We start from the raw sequence: 16,551 nt of genomic DNA on the forward strand, positions 1-16,551 counted from the left end.
CCTTTTTAAACATACATTATACTTTTTAATTCAGATTATTGAATTACTTTACCATCTGCTCCAATTTTGATAGCTGCAGTTTCTGCATCTTTCTTAACTTCTATATGGTAATATTGTGTTTTGTCTGCATTAGTAACCAGGAACGCTGCTGTAGGCGTCCAGGCTTTAACAGGCTCAGATTGCAAAGTAGTTTTTACTGCTTCTGGAAGATCCTTCAATTCAACCGGAACTTTAGTAGTACTATCTTGTTTTACTGTAATTGCTACTGGGTTTTTTACTTCTGATGCGTTTACTGCTGAAATTCCTGCGAAAGCTAAAAATGCTGCTGATAAAATGATCTTTTTCATATCTTATGTTTTACTGTTAAATATTCATGTTAATTCTGATTAGTCTATGCTTCATAATGATGCCACAAGGAATTGTTTTTGGCATTATATTGATATTCAGATAGTTATGGTATTTTGTAGAATTTTAACTGTAGAGATGCTCCACACTTTGTGGCTTAAAGAAGCATTATAAAATAGATTTTGGCCAATCATTTTTGTTGTTGCCCCAAAACATGGATTTTATCCAGCCATTTTTGTCGCTGTTCGGCAGTCGCTGTTTTAATAATTCCAATAGTACTCACCTTTACAGGTCCGACGCCACAAAATTCTAAGGTACTTTTTTTCAATTGGCGGATGCTGGGGTTTCCATAAATAAGTCGGTAATACCAGGCCGGTTGATCCATGGTGGTTATGATTCTCGCTGTTTTACCTTTTAATAGTTTATCCCACCAAATCGAATTTTCCCGGTATTGATAAGTGAGGCCTGGAAGAAACAGGCGGTCGATAAAACCTTTCATAATGGCTGGTAATCCTCCCCACCATACTGGATGGAGCCAAACCAGGTGATCAGCATCCTTGATTTTTTCCAAACTACTGAGTAGATCTGGTTCCAACTCCATTCTTTGGGTATAGCCATAAGCCAGATTCGGATTGAAATTGAGTTCTGAAATATTGATCTGGCTAATTAATGCGCCTGATTTTATAGCACCAGATACATAGGCCTCTGCAAGCGCATGGTTAAAGCTGTCTTTATTGGGATGTCCATTGATGAGGAGTATTTTTGTCATTTTCTAAGTTTGAAATGGTACTCCACAAAAGTAGCTGAGATCAAAGCTGGCTTTCAGGACAAATGTCTAAAAAGCAATTTCTTTTCTCAATCTACTAAGGTGCCTGGAGGTAATCCCTAAATAAGAAGCCAGGTACTGTAATGGGATTTGCTGAACATAGACTGGTTGGTGTTCTAGCAGGTCAAGATATCTCTTCTTTGCTTTTTCCTGCTGAAATAGAAAAATCCTTTTTTCCAACTCGAGGTATTGTTGCTCTGCAATGATCTTTAAGAATTTGCTCCAGTTGGGATTGGTATCGGATAACTGTTCTAAATCACCTTTTTGAATGATCATCAGTTCAACGGGCACCAGCGCCTGTATGTTTTCTATGCTGGGATTGCCGGTGATAAAAGAAGAGTAGGCTGTTGTTAGTGCGCCCGGAAAGGTGATACAATAGGTAGTTTCTACGCCGGTTTCAGCCCTGAAAAATGTTCTCAAAATACCGGTGGTTAAGAAGGCAACCTCTTTACATGTTTTTCCTTCCTGAATAAAGAACTCTCCTTTTTTTAATTTCTTAGGTTTCATCATCCCGATGACTTCATTGATTTCTGCCGGACTGAAGAGTTGAAAAGAAGTTAAAAAATTAATGATCATCTGGTTTCGCACTTTACTGTTTTATGTTGATCCAATTCTCAAAGGTATTATAAAATAGCAGAGCTGAATGAATACCTGATTAAAACCCATTCAGAAAAATTGTAAAGTCATTTCAGTAATAAAAAATTGGATGTCAAGCTAAATCAGGAAAATCATTTTTTTTATCCCTAAAACGTCATTGATTTAAGGTCAATAAATCCTAAAACGGGCAGGACATGAGACCGTTATACAAAGGACATCGTAAGGGTATAACAGGGGGTTGGTATATAGTTGCGATATAGTTGCTATATAGTTGGTATATTCAGGAATATACCAACCATATCCCAACCATATCTCAATAGTATGGCAACTATATACCAACCCCTTACTAAACCCTTACTATACCCTTACTAAATAGCCGCTATATTCAGTGAATTACTGAACTAGATTTGCAGCTCAGATTACTCATGCTATAGTCCTAAATAACCACCAAAAAAACAAACAAAAGAAAAGCCGGATTGCTCCGGCTTCTTCTTGTAAAAATACTGCTTCAATTATGGTTTGCCAAGCTGACACTATTGTTTAACGGGTTTACCGTCTTTGTCTAATTTCACTGCAGCCGTTTCATCACCTTTTTTAATGTCAATGTGGTAATAGCTGGTTTTATCTGCATTGGTCACCAAAAATGCAGCTGTTGGTGTCCACTGTTTTACAGGTTCTGTTTGTAAGGTTGCTTTAACCGGTTCAGGTAAGTCAGCTAGTTCAACAGGAACCTTCGTAGTGCTGTCTTGTTTAACTGTAATTGCTAAAGGTTCTTTTACTTCTGTTGCGTTTGCTGCTGTTAATCCTGCGAAAGCTAAAAATGCTGCTGATAAAATGATCTTTTTCATATCTCTTGTGTTTCAGTTAATATTCTAATTAATTACGATTAGGCTAGGTTTAATAATGGTGCCTTAATTAAATGTTTTTGGCATTCAGTTGAAATACAGTTTATTAGATATTTTTTGTTGTTTTTTTATTGTAGCGTTATTCCACAGTTTGTGGGGGATAGAACCAGTTCGATGCAGTTATGACAATGATTCTGGCCTTCCTGATCAACAAACAGGCCTGCTCTTGTAAGAAAAGCAGGCCTGTTTATTCAGAAATAAATTTAAAAGTAGCTGTTAATTCATATCTCTCTCCACTTTTTTAGCAGTACTTCTTCCAGGAAGATAAATCTGGAATCCTAAACCCAGGCTCAAAGTATGGCTATAGGCGCTACTTCCAAAACCCACGATTCCATTATATTTTAACAGGGTTTCTAGTCCGATAGATTTGGTAACGAAATAAGTAAAACCAGGGCCAAAGCTAAATCCAAGGCCATTAGTTGAACCTCCAGAGCCCGCAGGATTAATTCCATTAATCCCTACTGTAGCTTCTCCAAAGAACCTGGAGTTTTTAACTACCTCATCCGCACCAGTCGTCCCATAGTACCTTCCTAAAGCACCAATGCCGTATGAAATACTGGTTCCGGCACCTTTTGCGGTGGCCAGACCAAAATTGACATCACCACCCAGTGCCAAACCATCCTGTATAAACCAGGCGGCTTTCGGATTGATGTTTAAACTAAATATATTTGGTTTATCTAACCCAAATTTCAAGTCGGAAATGTTGGCACCCATCATTACATTTCCTTTTTGTATCTGCGCAGAAGCTCCATAAAGCATCCCGATACATAAGCTAAGTGTTAAGCATAATTTTTTCATGATATACGGTTTAAATGTAATTAGTTAACAAATTATATAAGTTTTGGTTTTGAAAACTCTTAGCACTTAGTTGTTTAAAGCATTGAAGTCCTACTAAGGCTATATCTTTAACAGGCTTCGCGAAATATCTTGTTACCTTTGTTTCCAGACATCAATGCTATTTTAATGAAATTACCATTTGGAACAACCATTAATGACCAGCCGAACTACTTTATTGAAAAGATCTGGAAGGGATTAACAAACCTTTCCGCTCAGATGGAACCTGAGTATTACCGATATCTACAGCGTCATTTGGAGAAGTTCAATAGGGCTTGGGATGGAGATCAGTATACGGAATTCCTGGAGCCAAAAATACACACCATCCGTAAAGATGTAGGTCAAATTTGGCGTCAGGGGATGGAAATCGAAATGATCATTGATAAAGGTGGACCAGATGAATTTCAGTTTGCACCTGGATTATCTTGTCAGTGCATCCAGGAAATCAGGATGGATAAGGAGGGTAGCAGAGCGGTTCAGATCCGTATCGATGGCCGGTTATTACCTGAAGAGGGAGCTCATCAATTTGCGTTGAATGATGGATTCCAAAATGCGGAAGATTTATATGCCTATTTTAATGGCAGCTTTACTGGGAAACTGATTCATTGGACTTCCTATAAATACTAGTGCTTTAAACTTATGATTGCTACCTACCGGATCGAAGATTTTAGTTCTCTTTGTGCGATTCCTGGCCAGTTTGTGATGGACAGGTTTGAAAATATAGGGCGACCTATAAATATGGTATGGCCACATAAACACAATTTCTATGAGATTTTATGGTTAGAAAAAGGACCTTCCAAACACACCATAGACCATCATTCCTTTGATTTGTCGTTGGATTCTATCTTTTTTATTGCGCCCGGACAAATTCATGAACTTGCGCAGGAAGAAGATTTAAGAGGCTATAGCATCATGTTTAGTCCGGCCTTTTTAGCCTTAGGTGATGGCGGACAGGAGCTGTTTTCGGGCTTGTCATTTATGGAGGATACCTATGCACATCCAGCTTTAACCCTGCTGCCAAAAGAACAGGAAGGATTGTTTACCGCTTTAAATATGCTGCATATAGAAACGAAAAGGGCCGATCGATCGCCAAATATCATCAGGCATTTGTTGCTGGCATTTCTCTTTCAAATCAAAAGGATGATAACGGATAAACCTGTGGATGCAAAAGATAATTTACAAGTCATCATGGTTAAAAAGTTCAAAGTTTTACTGGAAACACATTACAAACAAGAAACCAGGCTCTCCTTTTTTGCAGATGCACTGTTCATGACTGCTGCACACCTCAATGAAGTATTGAAGGCCGTTACCGGTAAAACCGCTGGAGAGAGCATCAGGGAAAGACTGCTGTTGGAAGCCAAAAGAATGCTCATTCATAGTCCCTTAACCGTTGGGCAGATTTCCGCTGAACTTGGATTTACAGACTTCTCTTATTTCTCCAGGCAGTTTAAGAAGCAGGAGGGATTGAGCCCCGCCGCTTTTAGGAAAACTAAATCGCTGATGTACCGTTAGGCATTCTCTATGGCCATTATTACTGGGAAGGAAATCAGCTGAGATTTTGGATGTAAATTACCAATAATGCCCTGCTTTGTCCTAAAATTGAAAATCCATTCCCGGTACCTTTGCAGCTTAGAACTTATCAATAAAAGATGATGCAAATTAAATTGAATACCATTCCTGAAGCAATTGAGGCCTTAAAAAAAGGGAAAGTCATTATTGTGGTAGACGATGAAAACCGGGAAAATGAAGGTGATTTTATCACTACAGCGGAACATGCTAGTCCCGAAATTATCAATTTTATGGTCACTCATGGCCGAGGATTAGTTTGCGCACCATTAACACCACAGCGTTGCGATGAACTTGAACTTCATCAAATGGTACAACAAAATACTGCTGCTTATGAAACCAGTTTCACCATTTCAGTGGATTTATTAGGCGAGGGATGTAGTACAGGTATTTCTGCATCTGATCGTTCGAAAACCATTCGCTCCTTAATAGATCCTAAAATTAAAGGCTTTGACCTGGGCAAACCAGGCCATATCTTTCCATTACGCGCGCATCAGGGAGGCGTATTGTCCAGACCAGGACATACGGAAGCAACCGTAGACCTGGCTCGATTGGCTGGAATGGCACCAGCCGGTGTATTGGTTGAAATCCTGAAGGAAGATGGAGAAATGGCCCGCTTACCAGATTTAATGAAGATTGCTGCCAAACATCAATTAAAAATCATTTCTATCGAAGACCTGATTAGCTATTTACAGAAAAAGAACTTAGGGCAGGTAAGTTTGGTCTGATAATCTTTTGATCATTGCAGAACTCTGTTCACGTCCATGTTCCAGCCGGTCTTTGAAGAAAAGTTTGGTCTGGTCGAAATGTTGCTTATAACCATCCATATCTCCGTAGCCGATAATGGAAGTCCATTCCCGTACTGCCGAATGAAACTCCAGGTCATCTGCACGGATACTTTTATCGAACAAAGCAGCAGTGATGGATTCTTCCAGTAGTTCTTCATTCCGGAAAAGGTATTCTACTATTCCTAACCGTAATCGGAAAGGGGGCGTCTGACAAATCAGATTGTCATATGGATTGGTTTGTAAATGGTACCAGGAATCCGCCATGCTCAATAAACTGAGGTGAGAATTCGCCTTTCTAACACCGGGACTGGCAGAAAGAGAGAACTCCTGCATAATCTGATCGTCCAGCAATAAAGGTTTCCTACTTTCATGGAAAACGAAGTCTCTTACTTTATAGAGTCGGGTTCTGAAAGCATGTTCTTCCTCCATAATCATCATTTTGAAAAGTTCAGACTCTGATTGTGCATAACGCTTTACCTGCTGACGGGCAAAAGGATTAAGAATAGCCAGACCCGCATAAATGTGTGCTTTATAACTAAAGATTCTTAAGGTAGTGAGGATTTTGACATTATCGATACCACCCAGGTAGGAAGCATTTTCCCATGGGAAGAATCCTGCGGAGGCCCATGCGGTACCCATACTCTCAAAACCCACATGGGTGGCAGCTTGTGTATCGGCAACAATCCGGTCGTGGTCCTTGTAATCCGCCATTTCGACCATTTCAGAGCCTAAACAGGAGAGGAGATCCGTCATGCGCTGATAAGCTTCTGGACTGGTTCTATGAGGAATTACAATCATTTTCTGCCCAGCAGGATCAAAGCCTGGACCATGAAGAGAATGACAGGTGATGATATGGACATCTTTCGGCAGGTGTTTTTCAAAAGCCATAATCTCCGGATGCTTCACAGAAGTTTGTCCGCCAACGATAGCCCCGTATTTAGTGGAACTCCCATATCTTTCCAAAACTTCTTCAATGCGTTCAGACTCTACCGCATAAAAGATGACATCACAAATGCGCGACACTTCTTTACCATCATAAAGAATGGAAATACCCAAAGGATTCAATTCTTCTTCCAGTTGTGCCCGTCTTTGCGGGAGATCTGAGCCATAAACGGAATAACCTGCCTTGGCAAAACCCTTGGCATACATTTTTCCCATATCGCCCAAACCGATGATTCCTACATTCATAAAACCTGTTTTTACTACAAATAAGCAAATTAATGTTAAAAACAAAAATGACTACCGTCACATTGAGCAGTAGGTAATCGTTAATAAACGACTACCTCATCCGAAAACATAAAGCCTTTTTTTTCATTCTTTGCGGTAATTCTAAGGTAACGTGCCGTGTTTCCTTTAAGGTCAAATAGGAAAGTTTTAAACCTTAAGGTATCATCAGTGTAAGGCACATCATTGTCTACCTGTTGTGCCGGTTTGAAATTGATCCCATCATTTGAAAGCGCAATTTTAACATGTGCCGGCATATAGACACCCGGACCGGTCAACTGCATAAACCTCATTTTTACTTGTTGTAAGGCATCCGGTTTTTCCAGGTCAATCGTGATGTCAAGATCACCCAGGAAACCTTGCCATTGCCCATCACCATAGGTAAGGTCGCCGGTTTGTCCATTTACTAAGGTCAGCTCTTTTTGTGCCGGATAATTATCGCTGTATTTATTATTATAGGTTACTTTTTTGCCAATTGCCTTATGCAGATCGATTTCCAGTGCCTGTACTTTTCCTGCTGGAACCTGGTCTTTGAAAATCACTGCCTTCACTGTTCCTGATTGGGTTAAAGAAAGGCCATTGGTAAATAATGGTGAATTAGCCGTAGGTATGCTGCCATCCAGGGTATACCTGATTTCTGGTTTAAACTGCTCTGAATTAATCCTGACTAGCGCTACTTTACGAAGCATATCAAAATTGGAAAGTATGCTCAGCTCATTTGATGGTGGATAATAATTCACATTGAATTGTTGCAACAAACGGTAGTGTTTTTGTAAGCGGTTCTGAAAGTCATCCCAGTTCTTAGAAGATACAGGTGTCCATGCTACTTCTGAAAGTGCAATTGCTCTTGGGAAGACCATGTAATCTACCTGATTTGAAGTTGTCATGTATTCTGCCCATACATTGGCTTGAACACCAAGTACGTGTTTTTGCTTTGCAGGATCAATTTCCTTCGGAATCGGTTGGTAACTGTATACTTTTTGTAGTGGAAGATAACCACCTATAGCTTCCGGCTGCCCGATTGGGTTTGTTTGATACGAATCCAGGTAAAGGTGTGAGCCTGGGGTCATGATCACATCATGACCAGCATTGGCAGCTTCAATACCCCCTTTTTCACCGCGCCAGCTCATCACCGTTGCGTCAGGTGCGAGTCCGCCTTCCAATATCTCATCCCAACCAATGAGTTTCCGTCCTTTACTGCTCAGATAAGCTTCCATTCTTTTGATCGAATAACTTTGTAAACCATGCTCATCTTTGAGGTCATGCTCTTTAATCAGTTTCTGACACTTAGGACACTGCTTCCAGGCTGTTTTATCAGCCTCGTCGCCACCAATGTGGATGTATTTGGAAGGGAAGATCTCCAATACTTCATCCAGTACGTTTTGAAGAAAGGTAAAGGTATCTTCATTTCCGATGCAGAATTCTGAGTTTTTATAAGGCAAGCCATAACAAGATAAGTTAGGGTAGGCGGCAAGTACCTCTTCACTATGTGCGGGCATTTCAATTTCGGGGATCACAGTAATGCCCCTTTTAGCCGCATAGCGAATCAGCTCTTTTGCTTGTTCAGCAGTATAGAATCCACCAAAAGCATTCGGACTACCCATTTCTGCATACTTGCGACCATTGTTCCACCATTGTTTCCAGCTGGCATCCGATCTCCAGGCAGCAAATTGAGTCAGTTCCGGGTATTTTTTTATTTCTAAGCGCCATCCTGCACCATCAGTAAGGTGCCAATGAAAGGTGTTTAACTTATATAAAGATAAAAGATCGATGTACTTTTTTAGAAAACTAAGGGGTAAAAAGTGACGGGATACGTCGAGCATTAATCCACGGTAACCAAAAGCAGGCTGATCTTCGATCCATACTGCCGGCAATGTTTTGCTGTCTTTTCTGGTATAGGAAATTTGTCGTAATGTAGAAATTCCAAGCAGTATTGCCTCCGGTTGATGTGCCGTGATGGTGATGCTGTTCTTTGTGATTTCCAGGCGGTAGGCATTTGGCGAAAGGGTATCTTCTTTATTGGCTTTCAATAAAATAACGCCTTGTTTTGGAAGATGCTTGACATTTTTAAGTGTTTTTACCTGATCAAATTTCAAATATGGATGCTCCTTTAAAAGCATTGCTGCGTCTTTAAAATCAGGACTGGCAAATACTTCAGTTTTGGAAGCATATACGTAATGTCCAGTTTTAGCAATTTGAACAAGTGGTTTTGGGATAATAAATAAAGAATCCTGGGCAATAGAAATTTGTGGTGTTAAATATAATGTTGCAGCAAAAGATAGGGCTGCCACCCATTTAATAATATTCATGTCGGTTTAGTTTCAGGTTGTGTAGGTCAAATTTACGCATTATAAGCATAAAAGAAACTGTGATTGGATTTTGCGTCCAGTTCAATATCAAATATTTATTTTATTAATTATAAAAGAAATTATTATATTTAAAAGGCCGTAAATTATACGCACATGGGTTTCTTATCTCGGTTTTTTAGAAAAGGCAGTTTAGAAAAGGAAAAAAGTAGATTTAGTCTGGGTTATATTCCTAAGGAAGATGAACAGATGAATTGGGCCATGGAAAAGGCCCGGCTAACCTTATGGTATTTCGAAGAACATTTGAAAAGACCAGGTCCGGGTCAGGATTATTTCTCCATAAAAGTGAAGGTTAAAGATCAGAACCTGGTAGAACACCTTTGGCTAATTGCACCGGATTTTGATGAAGAAGGCAATCTTTATGGAAAGGTGGGTAATGAACCTATTCAGGTGAAGAATATAGAATTAGGGCAAAGAATAGGGATTGGACGTTCTTTGATCTCCGATTGGATGATCGTAGAACAGGGGATGTTGCTTGGCGGTTATACCATCCGGGCGATTCGTGACGGACTTCCGAAAGTAGAACAACAATTTTTTGATGAATCGATAGGCATTGCGATTGATGCTGGGGCAGACCATTTTTTTCCGGATTTTAATACACCGGAAGGAGCAATCACTACCTTAGAGGAAGCCTATAAGAATGATGACCTGGCCTCAGCTGTTGCCTGTAAAGATTTCCATGAAGAAGCCCGTTTGCTCTTGGCGCATATGAATTTAAAGCCAGAGGATGAAGACTTTATCCAGGAAACCTCGGAAGCATTGGAAGCTGCTTATATTGAAAGCCTGATCGAATGCGGAATGCCGGATTTATCCAAAGTTAAAAGGGCATTCTCTAAAAGGGAGATCATCTCTAAAGATTCTTGTATTGTGACGGAAGTATGTACTTTTCCTACTGGCTTGGTAACAGAGCAACGATTGCTCACCTTTAAAACAAGAGAGGGTTGGAAAGTGATCGGAGTAGTCCGGGAAAACATCGCTTCCTGATGCTGAAAATCAGCAGAAAGCGATGTCAGTAAATATAACTAGTGATCGCTGGTATCTACACTTTTTTTAATGAAAGACAGATAGTACGCGGAAAACATAATAATAACCACAAGAGAAAGTAAGAAAACTACCATACATATTGATATTTAAAGTTGACAAATAATTATGGTATGAAGGTAATGATTCTTTTTAAGACCCATAGCGATATCATTACGGTTTTTTTACATTCTAAATAACCAGCTCTTTTCCATTGTTTTACCGGAGCTTCAAACCTTCAAATCCTAGTAGAATGAGCTTCTTTATAATGATTATAGGAATAAATTGCTTTTACAATCGTAAATTAGCCGCGCCTGGACCCTTAATCCCTAATTGAATATGGCCATAAAGAGAGTATTAAAAGTCGGTTTAGATTCTGCCGCACCCTTCCCAATGCACTCAGACTATAATTCTGAACGATTTGAGGGTTTTGAAGTAGATCTTTTGAGCGAAATTGCTAAACTTCTTGACTTTGAAATACAGTACGAAGTTTCCTTATGGAAGAAAATACTTGGAAAATTGTTTAAAGGAGAGCTGGACCTGATCTGCTCTGCGGTAACGATGACTTCCACCCGTAAACATATACTAGAATTTACAGAACCTTATTTACATTTCAGACTATGTGCTGTAGTGGCTGCTGGTGATGTATTGATCAATGAGGTCAATGATTTTAAGGAAAAAAAGGTAGGGGTAAGAACGGCTGCTGAAGCAGAACGCCATGTGCATACTAAATTCCCTGAGGCCAATATGGTTCATGCGGATACCAATAAAGAATTGTATAATCAATTGGAATCAGGTGAGATTGATGTATTGATTGATGATTCTCCGATTGCAAATGGATTTTTGCAAAAGAATGATAAGTTAAAAATTGGCTTGTTCTTACCAGGTACAGATTCTCAATATGCAATTGCTATGAAAAAAGGTGACCTGGAATTGAAAGATCAATTTAATGTGGCCTTGAAATCAATACGTGAAAACGGAACTTATGATGCGCTTTATAATAAGTGGTTTTCCGGAATGGACTTCTAGAGTTTTGTTGCACAATATTTACAGTATTTAGCATCGTCGTCGTGGCCTTCCCGGCCACAACCCGGACAAACTTCATGGTGAAAGCCTTTCTTTTTGGCTGCAATAGCCATTTCTGTGGTGATGATTCCCGTTGGCACAGCAATAATCGCATAACCAATCAACATAATTAAGGAAGCCACAAATTTGCCAAAAGGTGTTACGGGAGAGATGTCTCCATAACCAACAGTGGTGATCGTAACAATTGCCCAATAAATACTTTCCGGAATATTTGAAAAACCATTTTCCCGGTTTTCTACCAGGTACATGATCGAACCTAATACGATAACCAAAGCCAGTACGGTCAGCATAAAGATGCTGATTTTACGCATACTTCCTCTTAAAGCCACCGTCAGGAATTTCATTTCTGAAAGGTAATGACCCAATTTGAAAATCCGGAATACGCGAAGTAAGCGTAATGCGCGTAAAGCCAGTAAGGATTGTCCGCCGATAAAAATCACACTCAGGTAAGAAGGGATCAGTGCTAATAAATCCACAATACCCAGTGGACTTTTGATATAATTAATAGGGTGTTTGATGATGATCAATCGCAACACATATTCTATCGTAAACAAACCGGTAAAGGTCCATTCAAGAATAGAAAACAAATCCCCATATTTCTGGTGGTAACTCTGCACACTATCCAGCATCACGATGAGAATACTGGCAAAGATGGCAATCAGTAAGGCTACATCAAATGCCTTACCGGCATAAGTGTTGGACTCATAAATGATTTCATGGAGCTTTGCCCGCCAATCCTGATTTTTCTTTTGCTCCATATCTGAACCTCTATCGAGGTAACTTAGCTAAAAATTCTTAAAAAGTGATTCTCCAGGTGATTTCTCATGGCATTTCTAAACAATTCAGGAGAACCATTTTCCAGGATATCTACCAGACCTTTATGAGAAACGAATTTCTTAACGGTCGCAGGTTTTTTTAATAAGCCACTGTTGTGTACATAATCGAATACCGGAAGTAATAATTTCTGGAACTTCTTTAAAGTCTGATTGCCGGTGATCTCGTACAACTTTCCATGAAAAGTAATCTCATGGTCGATATGGAAAACATAATCCTCAGAGGTTTCAGGCTCGTTTTTAACAATTTCCTTTAATTCTTTAATGTGTTCAGCAGTGATGTTCTGAAAGAGGAAATCGGCCATGCCAATTTCTAAAACCAGACGCATTTCAAAGATTTCTTTTAAAGTCTCCTGATCCAGTAAATGAGGATCAAGGGATTTTCCAATAATGCTGAATATATCCGGACTAGTGATCACAGATCCTTTTTTCTTCTTTGTTTCTATCAGGCCTCTCATTCTAAGCCTCAATAAGGCCTCGCGTGTTACGGTGCGGCTTACGCCTAGGTTTTTTGATAAATCTATTTCTGTAGGAATGACATCTCCGATTTTCAACTTCCTGTCTACCAGTAGTTGTACGAGATTGGCCTCCACTTTGTCGACCAAACTGCTGGTATCCATCTGGATAAATGTATTCGCTGTGCTGCTTTCCATATTATGTATAATAATAAATTATTGAGAGTATACCCCTAAATTAATACTAATAAAGCGATTTATCAAAATTGGACTAAAAAAAATATAAATAATTCTTGCTTTCAAATAATATTTATCTCAACTTAGTAGTATTATGTATAACATAATGCTAACCAAAACTCTAATAGTATGAAACAGTTTTACCTAAAAACGATTGTTTTAGTGTGCTGCCTATCCTCCTTTATAGGCGCATTTGCACAAAACAAAAAGGTAACCGGTACGGTTACTGGCGAAGATGACGGACAGGGGATTCCAAGCGTCAGCATTTCAATTAAAGGAACTAAGTCGGGCGCGCAAACAGATGTGAATGGAAGATTCATGATTGATGCGAGTTCAAACGACATACTCGTGTTTACTTATGTAGGGTACTTAACCCAGGAACAGAAAGTAGGCAACAACACCAATTTAAAAATAGTCATGAAGCCTTCAACGGCTAATCTGGATGAGATTGTAGTAGTAGGTTATGGTACGCAAAACCGACGTACAGTAACCAACTCGATCGCAAAGCTGGATAAAGAGGTATTGGCAAATGCACCACGTGCCAATGTGGGTTCTGCTTTACAGGGAACAATTGCCGGTATTCAGGCCATTAGTAAAAGTGGACAACCAGGTGTTGGTCCAACCGTGTTTTTGAGGGGAGGAGCATCGATCAACAATCCTGGGGGACCATTGGTGATTGTAGATGGAGTAATCAGAGATTATAACGACATCTCTTCTGAAAACATCCAATCCATCGAAGTACTGAAAGATGCGGCTTCAACAGCTATATACGGTGCAAGAGCCAATAATGGGGTAATCTTAATTACCACCAAAACCGGTGCTGCAGGCGTTGCTCAAATCAATTATAAATTTACCGGGGGGTATAATGCTAGAAGAGATGGTTATACCTATTTAGGTGCTAAAGATTATATTTATTATACCCGTTTGGGTTACCTAAATTCGGGTAAGCCAATTACAGATGCCAATAATTCAAGAGGATTGGGCTTACTGCCTGATGCTGCCAATCTTGCTAGTTTTGACATCAGAAAATACGTGGAAGGGACTACCGTTTTGCCAGCTGGATGGGGTATCGTAAATGACCCTTACGGAGGTCAAATGATGTACAAAGATCATGGTGGTGAAATTGAAGACCTGGTATTTAAAAACACCTATACAAAAGACCATTATGTAAGTGCTACAGGTGGTAATGATAAAGGTAAATTCTTCGCTGCTTTTGATTCCTATAATGAGGATGGTGTGATTGTAGGTTCTAGCTACAAACGCTATACTGCAGACCTTAATGGTTCCTACAAAGTGAGGTCTAACATTGAAGTTTCCGGTGGTACTACACTTTCTACTTCTTCTCAATTGGGTACAATTGGTGGTGAGGTGAACTCCTTATATAGAAGTTTAGCTTTGTGGCCAACTTTTAACCCTTGGATTGATGAAGCTAAAACAATACCAAATCCAGGAAATAGTGCCAGTGATGGGAATCCATTATACTGGTTAGGTAGATTGAACCGTCAGAATGAAGTGAATAAAGTGGTGGTAAACGGTGCCCTAAAATGGGATTTGTTACCAGGCTTATATTTTAAAGCTACCGCTAACGCTTATTTATTAGATAGAAAAGATGAGTCTTTTCAAAAATCAACTCAGACCTATGCAAATATTTTCGCCAATCCACAGTCGATAGGTTCTGCCAGCAGAGACGCAATTCTTTGGTCAAGAAGAGATTTTCAAACGCAATTTAACGGGCTTGTTAATTATAACAAATCTATAAAACAGCATAATATTGGCGCTATGGTAGGTGTGGAAACTTTCCAGGTTAAAACACTAAATTCTCAATTATATGGTCAGAACGCACCTACAGATGAGATTCCTACGATCAACGCTTCTACTGTTTTTCCAGCAATTGTAAATGGTGCAAAAGCTAATTTTAGTGAGAAATCAGAATATCGTATCAATTCATTCTTCGGAAGATTTACTTACGATTTTGATCAGAAATATTTATTTACTGCAGTGTTTCGTGCAGATGGTGCCTCCAACTTACCAGACAAACATAAATGGGGTTATTTCCCAGGTGTTTCTGCAGGATGGAATGTTCAAAAAGAGAATTTCTTCCTGAATTCTGGTGTCGATAAATACATTTCTACTTTCAAACCTAGATTGAGTTATGGTGTAAATGGTAACATTTCAGGCCTGGGTAGATATGTTGTTCAAGGGGTATATTCATCTCCGGCAAATTATGACGGTGCTGGAGGTTTCTTCCATGATAAACTGGCAAATCAGGATTTAAGATGGGAGCGAAGCAAAACCTTAGGTGCTGGATTAGACTTAGGTTTAATAAAAGACAGAGTAACCTTGTTATTTGATTATTATGACCGCAGAACTTCAGACCTGCTAACAGATCTACCACTTCCTGATTATGTGGGTTATCCTCCAATTACAACCAACTCTGGTACATTACAGAATAAAGGTTATGAATTTGCAGTGAATGCAAGAGTATTAAGTACTGAAGGTGGTTTTACTTTAAACCTGGGTGCGAATGCGAGTTTTGTAAAGAACAAAATATTGAAACTTCCTTTCAATGGAAATGAGAACAACAGACAAGGTGGATTACAGGTGTATGATGCTGCATCAGGCCAGTTAAAATGGGTTGGTGGATATCAGGAAGGCCAGACTATCGGTGATATTTATGGTTTCAAACAGGTGTCTATCTTTAAAGATGCTGCAGAAATTCAGAGAGTTGCTGGCAATAGAAGAGATATGATCGCCAATGTAACCGGACCAAATTTACCTAAAGGTACTGCTCCAGGTCCTGGATTAGATGCAGGTAGAATTACTCCTGGTGATGTGAACTGGTTAGATGTAAATGGTGATGATATTATTGATTCAAGAGATCAGGTATACCTGGGTAATATGGCTCCAAAATGGACTGGTGGTTTCAATGCCAACGCAAATTATAAAGGCATCAATTTATACACCAGATTCGAGTTTGCTGTAGGTCATACTGTTTACAATGATTTATTAGCACGTACGCTTGGAAACTATCAGGGAACTTTCAACTATACCGACCTGATGCTTAAATCCTGGACTCCAGATAACACGGTGACGGATATTCCAAAAGTATATTTTGCAGATCAGGTACAAGGATCTAAACAAAATTACACCAGAGCAAATAACGCCGCTACTGTAGTTAATGGAAACAATTCCAGACTTTATGAAAAAGGAGATTACCTGGCACTAAGAGAGGTTACGCTTTCTTATACTTTCCCAAAAGCATTAATCGCTAAATCTAAGATCTTATCTAACTCAAGAGTGTATGCAACAGGAACCAACCTGTTCTATATCACCAAGTTTACTGGCTCTTCTCCGGAAGCACCTTTAGATGGGAATAACAGACTTACCGGTGTGTATACAGGTGCATATCCTGCTGCAAGATCCTTTGTTTTTGGTTTAGAAGTTTCCTTTTAATCACCTATAAGATTAA

14 protein-coding genes and 1 pseudogene are annotated in these 16,551 nt (G+C 39.4%); 6 read left to right on the forward strand and 9 right to left on the reverse strand.

Annotated elements, in window-relative coordinates:
• Positions 1-35: 35 nt before the first annotated feature.
• The 5 genes from R2S10_RS02235 to R2S10_RS02255 all read right to left on the reverse strand — a co-directional run bounded on the left by R2S10_RS02235 (position 36) and on the right by R2S10_RS02255 (position 3,471).
• Positions 36-347 (reverse strand): hypothetical protein, encoded by a 312-nt coding sequence (locus R2S10_RS02235; RefSeq protein WP_316838806.1) that lies wholly within the window; start codon positions 345-347, stop codon positions 36-38.
• A 188-nt stretch (positions 348-535) separates the two neighbouring features.
• The gene (locus R2S10_RS02240) at positions 536-1,114 is read right to left on the reverse strand and encodes an NAD(P)H-dependent oxidoreductase (protein ID WP_316838807.1); all 579 of its coding nucleotides are present in this window, start codon (positions 1,112-1,114) and stop codon (positions 536-538) included.
• A 66-nt stretch (positions 1,115-1,180) separates the two neighbouring features.
• Positions 1,181-1,747 carry a Crp/Fnr family transcriptional regulator gene (locus R2S10_RS02245; protein ID WP_316838808.1) on the reverse strand — a complete coding sequence of 189 codons (567 nt, stop codon included), beginning with the start codon at positions 1,745-1,747 and terminating at the stop codon, positions 1,181-1,183.
• Between the two features lie 554 nt (positions 1,748-2,301).
• Positions 2,302-2,616 carry a hypothetical protein gene (locus tag R2S10_RS02250; protein ID WP_316838809.1) on the reverse strand — a complete coding sequence of 105 codons (315 nt, stop codon included), beginning with the start codon at positions 2,614-2,616 and terminating at the stop codon, positions 2,302-2,304.
• Between the two features lie 273 nt (positions 2,617-2,889).
• Positions 2,890-3,471: a hypothetical protein gene (locus tag R2S10_RS02255; protein ID WP_316838810.1), complete on the reverse strand. Its 582-nt coding sequence runs from the start codon at positions 3,469-3,471 to the stop codon at positions 2,890-2,892.
• 165 nt (positions 3,472-3,636) lie between these two features.
• Between R2S10_RS02255 and R2S10_RS02260 the strand changes: the two genes are divergently transcribed.
• The 3 genes and pseudogenes from R2S10_RS02260 to ribB form a co-directional block, all read left to right on the forward strand.
• A complete protein-coding gene (locus R2S10_RS02260; RefSeq protein WP_316838811.1) occupies positions 3,637-4,134 on the forward strand; it encodes a hypothetical protein in 498 nt (165 codons plus the stop codon).
• 12 nt (positions 4,135-4,146) lie between these two features.
• Positions 4,147-5,019, forward strand: a complete 873-nt coding sequence (locus tag R2S10_RS02265; RefSeq protein WP_316838812.1) for a helix-turn-helix transcriptional regulator — start codon at positions 4,147-4,149, stop codon at positions 5,017-5,019.
• Between the two features lie 140 nt (positions 5,020-5,159).
• A pseudogene (ribB, locus tag R2S10_RS02270) lies at positions 5,160-5,780 on the forward strand (3,4-dihydroxy-2-butanone-4-phosphate synthase); the annotation flags it as partial.
• On the opposite strand, the gene R2S10_RS02275 reads toward ribB, so the two are convergent.
• Together R2S10_RS02275 and R2S10_RS02280 are read right to left on the reverse strand one after the other, a co-directional pair.
• Entirely contained in the window at positions 5,778-7,049 is a 1,272-nt protein-coding gene (locus R2S10_RS02275) for a prephenate dehydrogenase (protein ID WP_316838813.1), read from the reverse strand. The pseudogene ribB and the gene R2S10_RS02275 overlap by 3 nt on opposite strands.
• An 80-nt stretch (positions 7,050-7,129) precedes the next feature.
• Entirely contained in the window at positions 7,130-9,394 is a 2,265-nt protein-coding gene (locus tag R2S10_RS02280) for a family 20 glycosylhydrolase (RefSeq protein WP_316838814.1), read from the reverse strand.
• Between the two features lie 153 nt (positions 9,395-9,547).
• On the opposite strand from R2S10_RS02280, the gene R2S10_RS02285 reads away from it, so the two are divergent.
• Both R2S10_RS02285 and R2S10_RS02290 read left to right on the forward strand, forming a co-directional pair.
• Positions 9,548-10,435: a YegJ family protein gene (locus tag R2S10_RS02285; protein WP_316838815.1), complete on the forward strand. Its 888-nt coding sequence runs from the start codon at positions 9,548-9,550 to the stop codon at positions 10,433-10,435.
• Between the two features lie 375 nt (positions 10,436-10,810).
• Complete coding sequence (locus tag R2S10_RS02290; protein ID WP_316838816.1) at positions 10,811-11,500, forward strand: transporter substrate-binding domain-containing protein; 690 nt, start codon at positions 10,811-10,813, stop codon at positions 11,498-11,500.
• On the opposite strand, the gene R2S10_RS02295 is transcribed toward R2S10_RS02290, so the two are convergent.
• Positions 11,497-12,315: an ion transporter gene (locus R2S10_RS02295; protein WP_316838817.1), complete on the reverse strand. Its 819-nt coding sequence runs from the start codon at positions 12,313-12,315 to the stop codon at positions 11,497-11,499. The genes R2S10_RS02290 and R2S10_RS02295 overlap by 4 nt on opposite strands.
• Positions 12,316-12,338: 23 nt before the next feature.
• Entirely contained in the window at positions 12,339-13,043 is a 705-nt protein-coding gene (locus R2S10_RS02300; RefSeq protein ID WP_316838818.1) for a FadR/GntR family transcriptional regulator, read from the reverse strand.
• Positions 13,044-13,211: 168 nt separating this feature from the next.
• On the opposite strand from R2S10_RS02300, the gene R2S10_RS02305 reads away from it, so the two are divergent.
• Entirely contained in the window at positions 13,212-16,535 is a 3,324-nt protein-coding gene (locus R2S10_RS02305) for a TonB-dependent receptor (RefSeq protein WP_316838819.1), read from the forward strand.
• Positions 16,536-16,551: the final 16 nt, after the last annotated feature.

The sequence above is a fragment of the Pedobacter gandavensis genome, assembly GCF_032678745.1.
GTDB lineage: Bacteria > Bacteroidota > Bacteroidia > Sphingobacteriales > Sphingobacteriaceae > Pedobacter > Pedobacter gandavensis_C.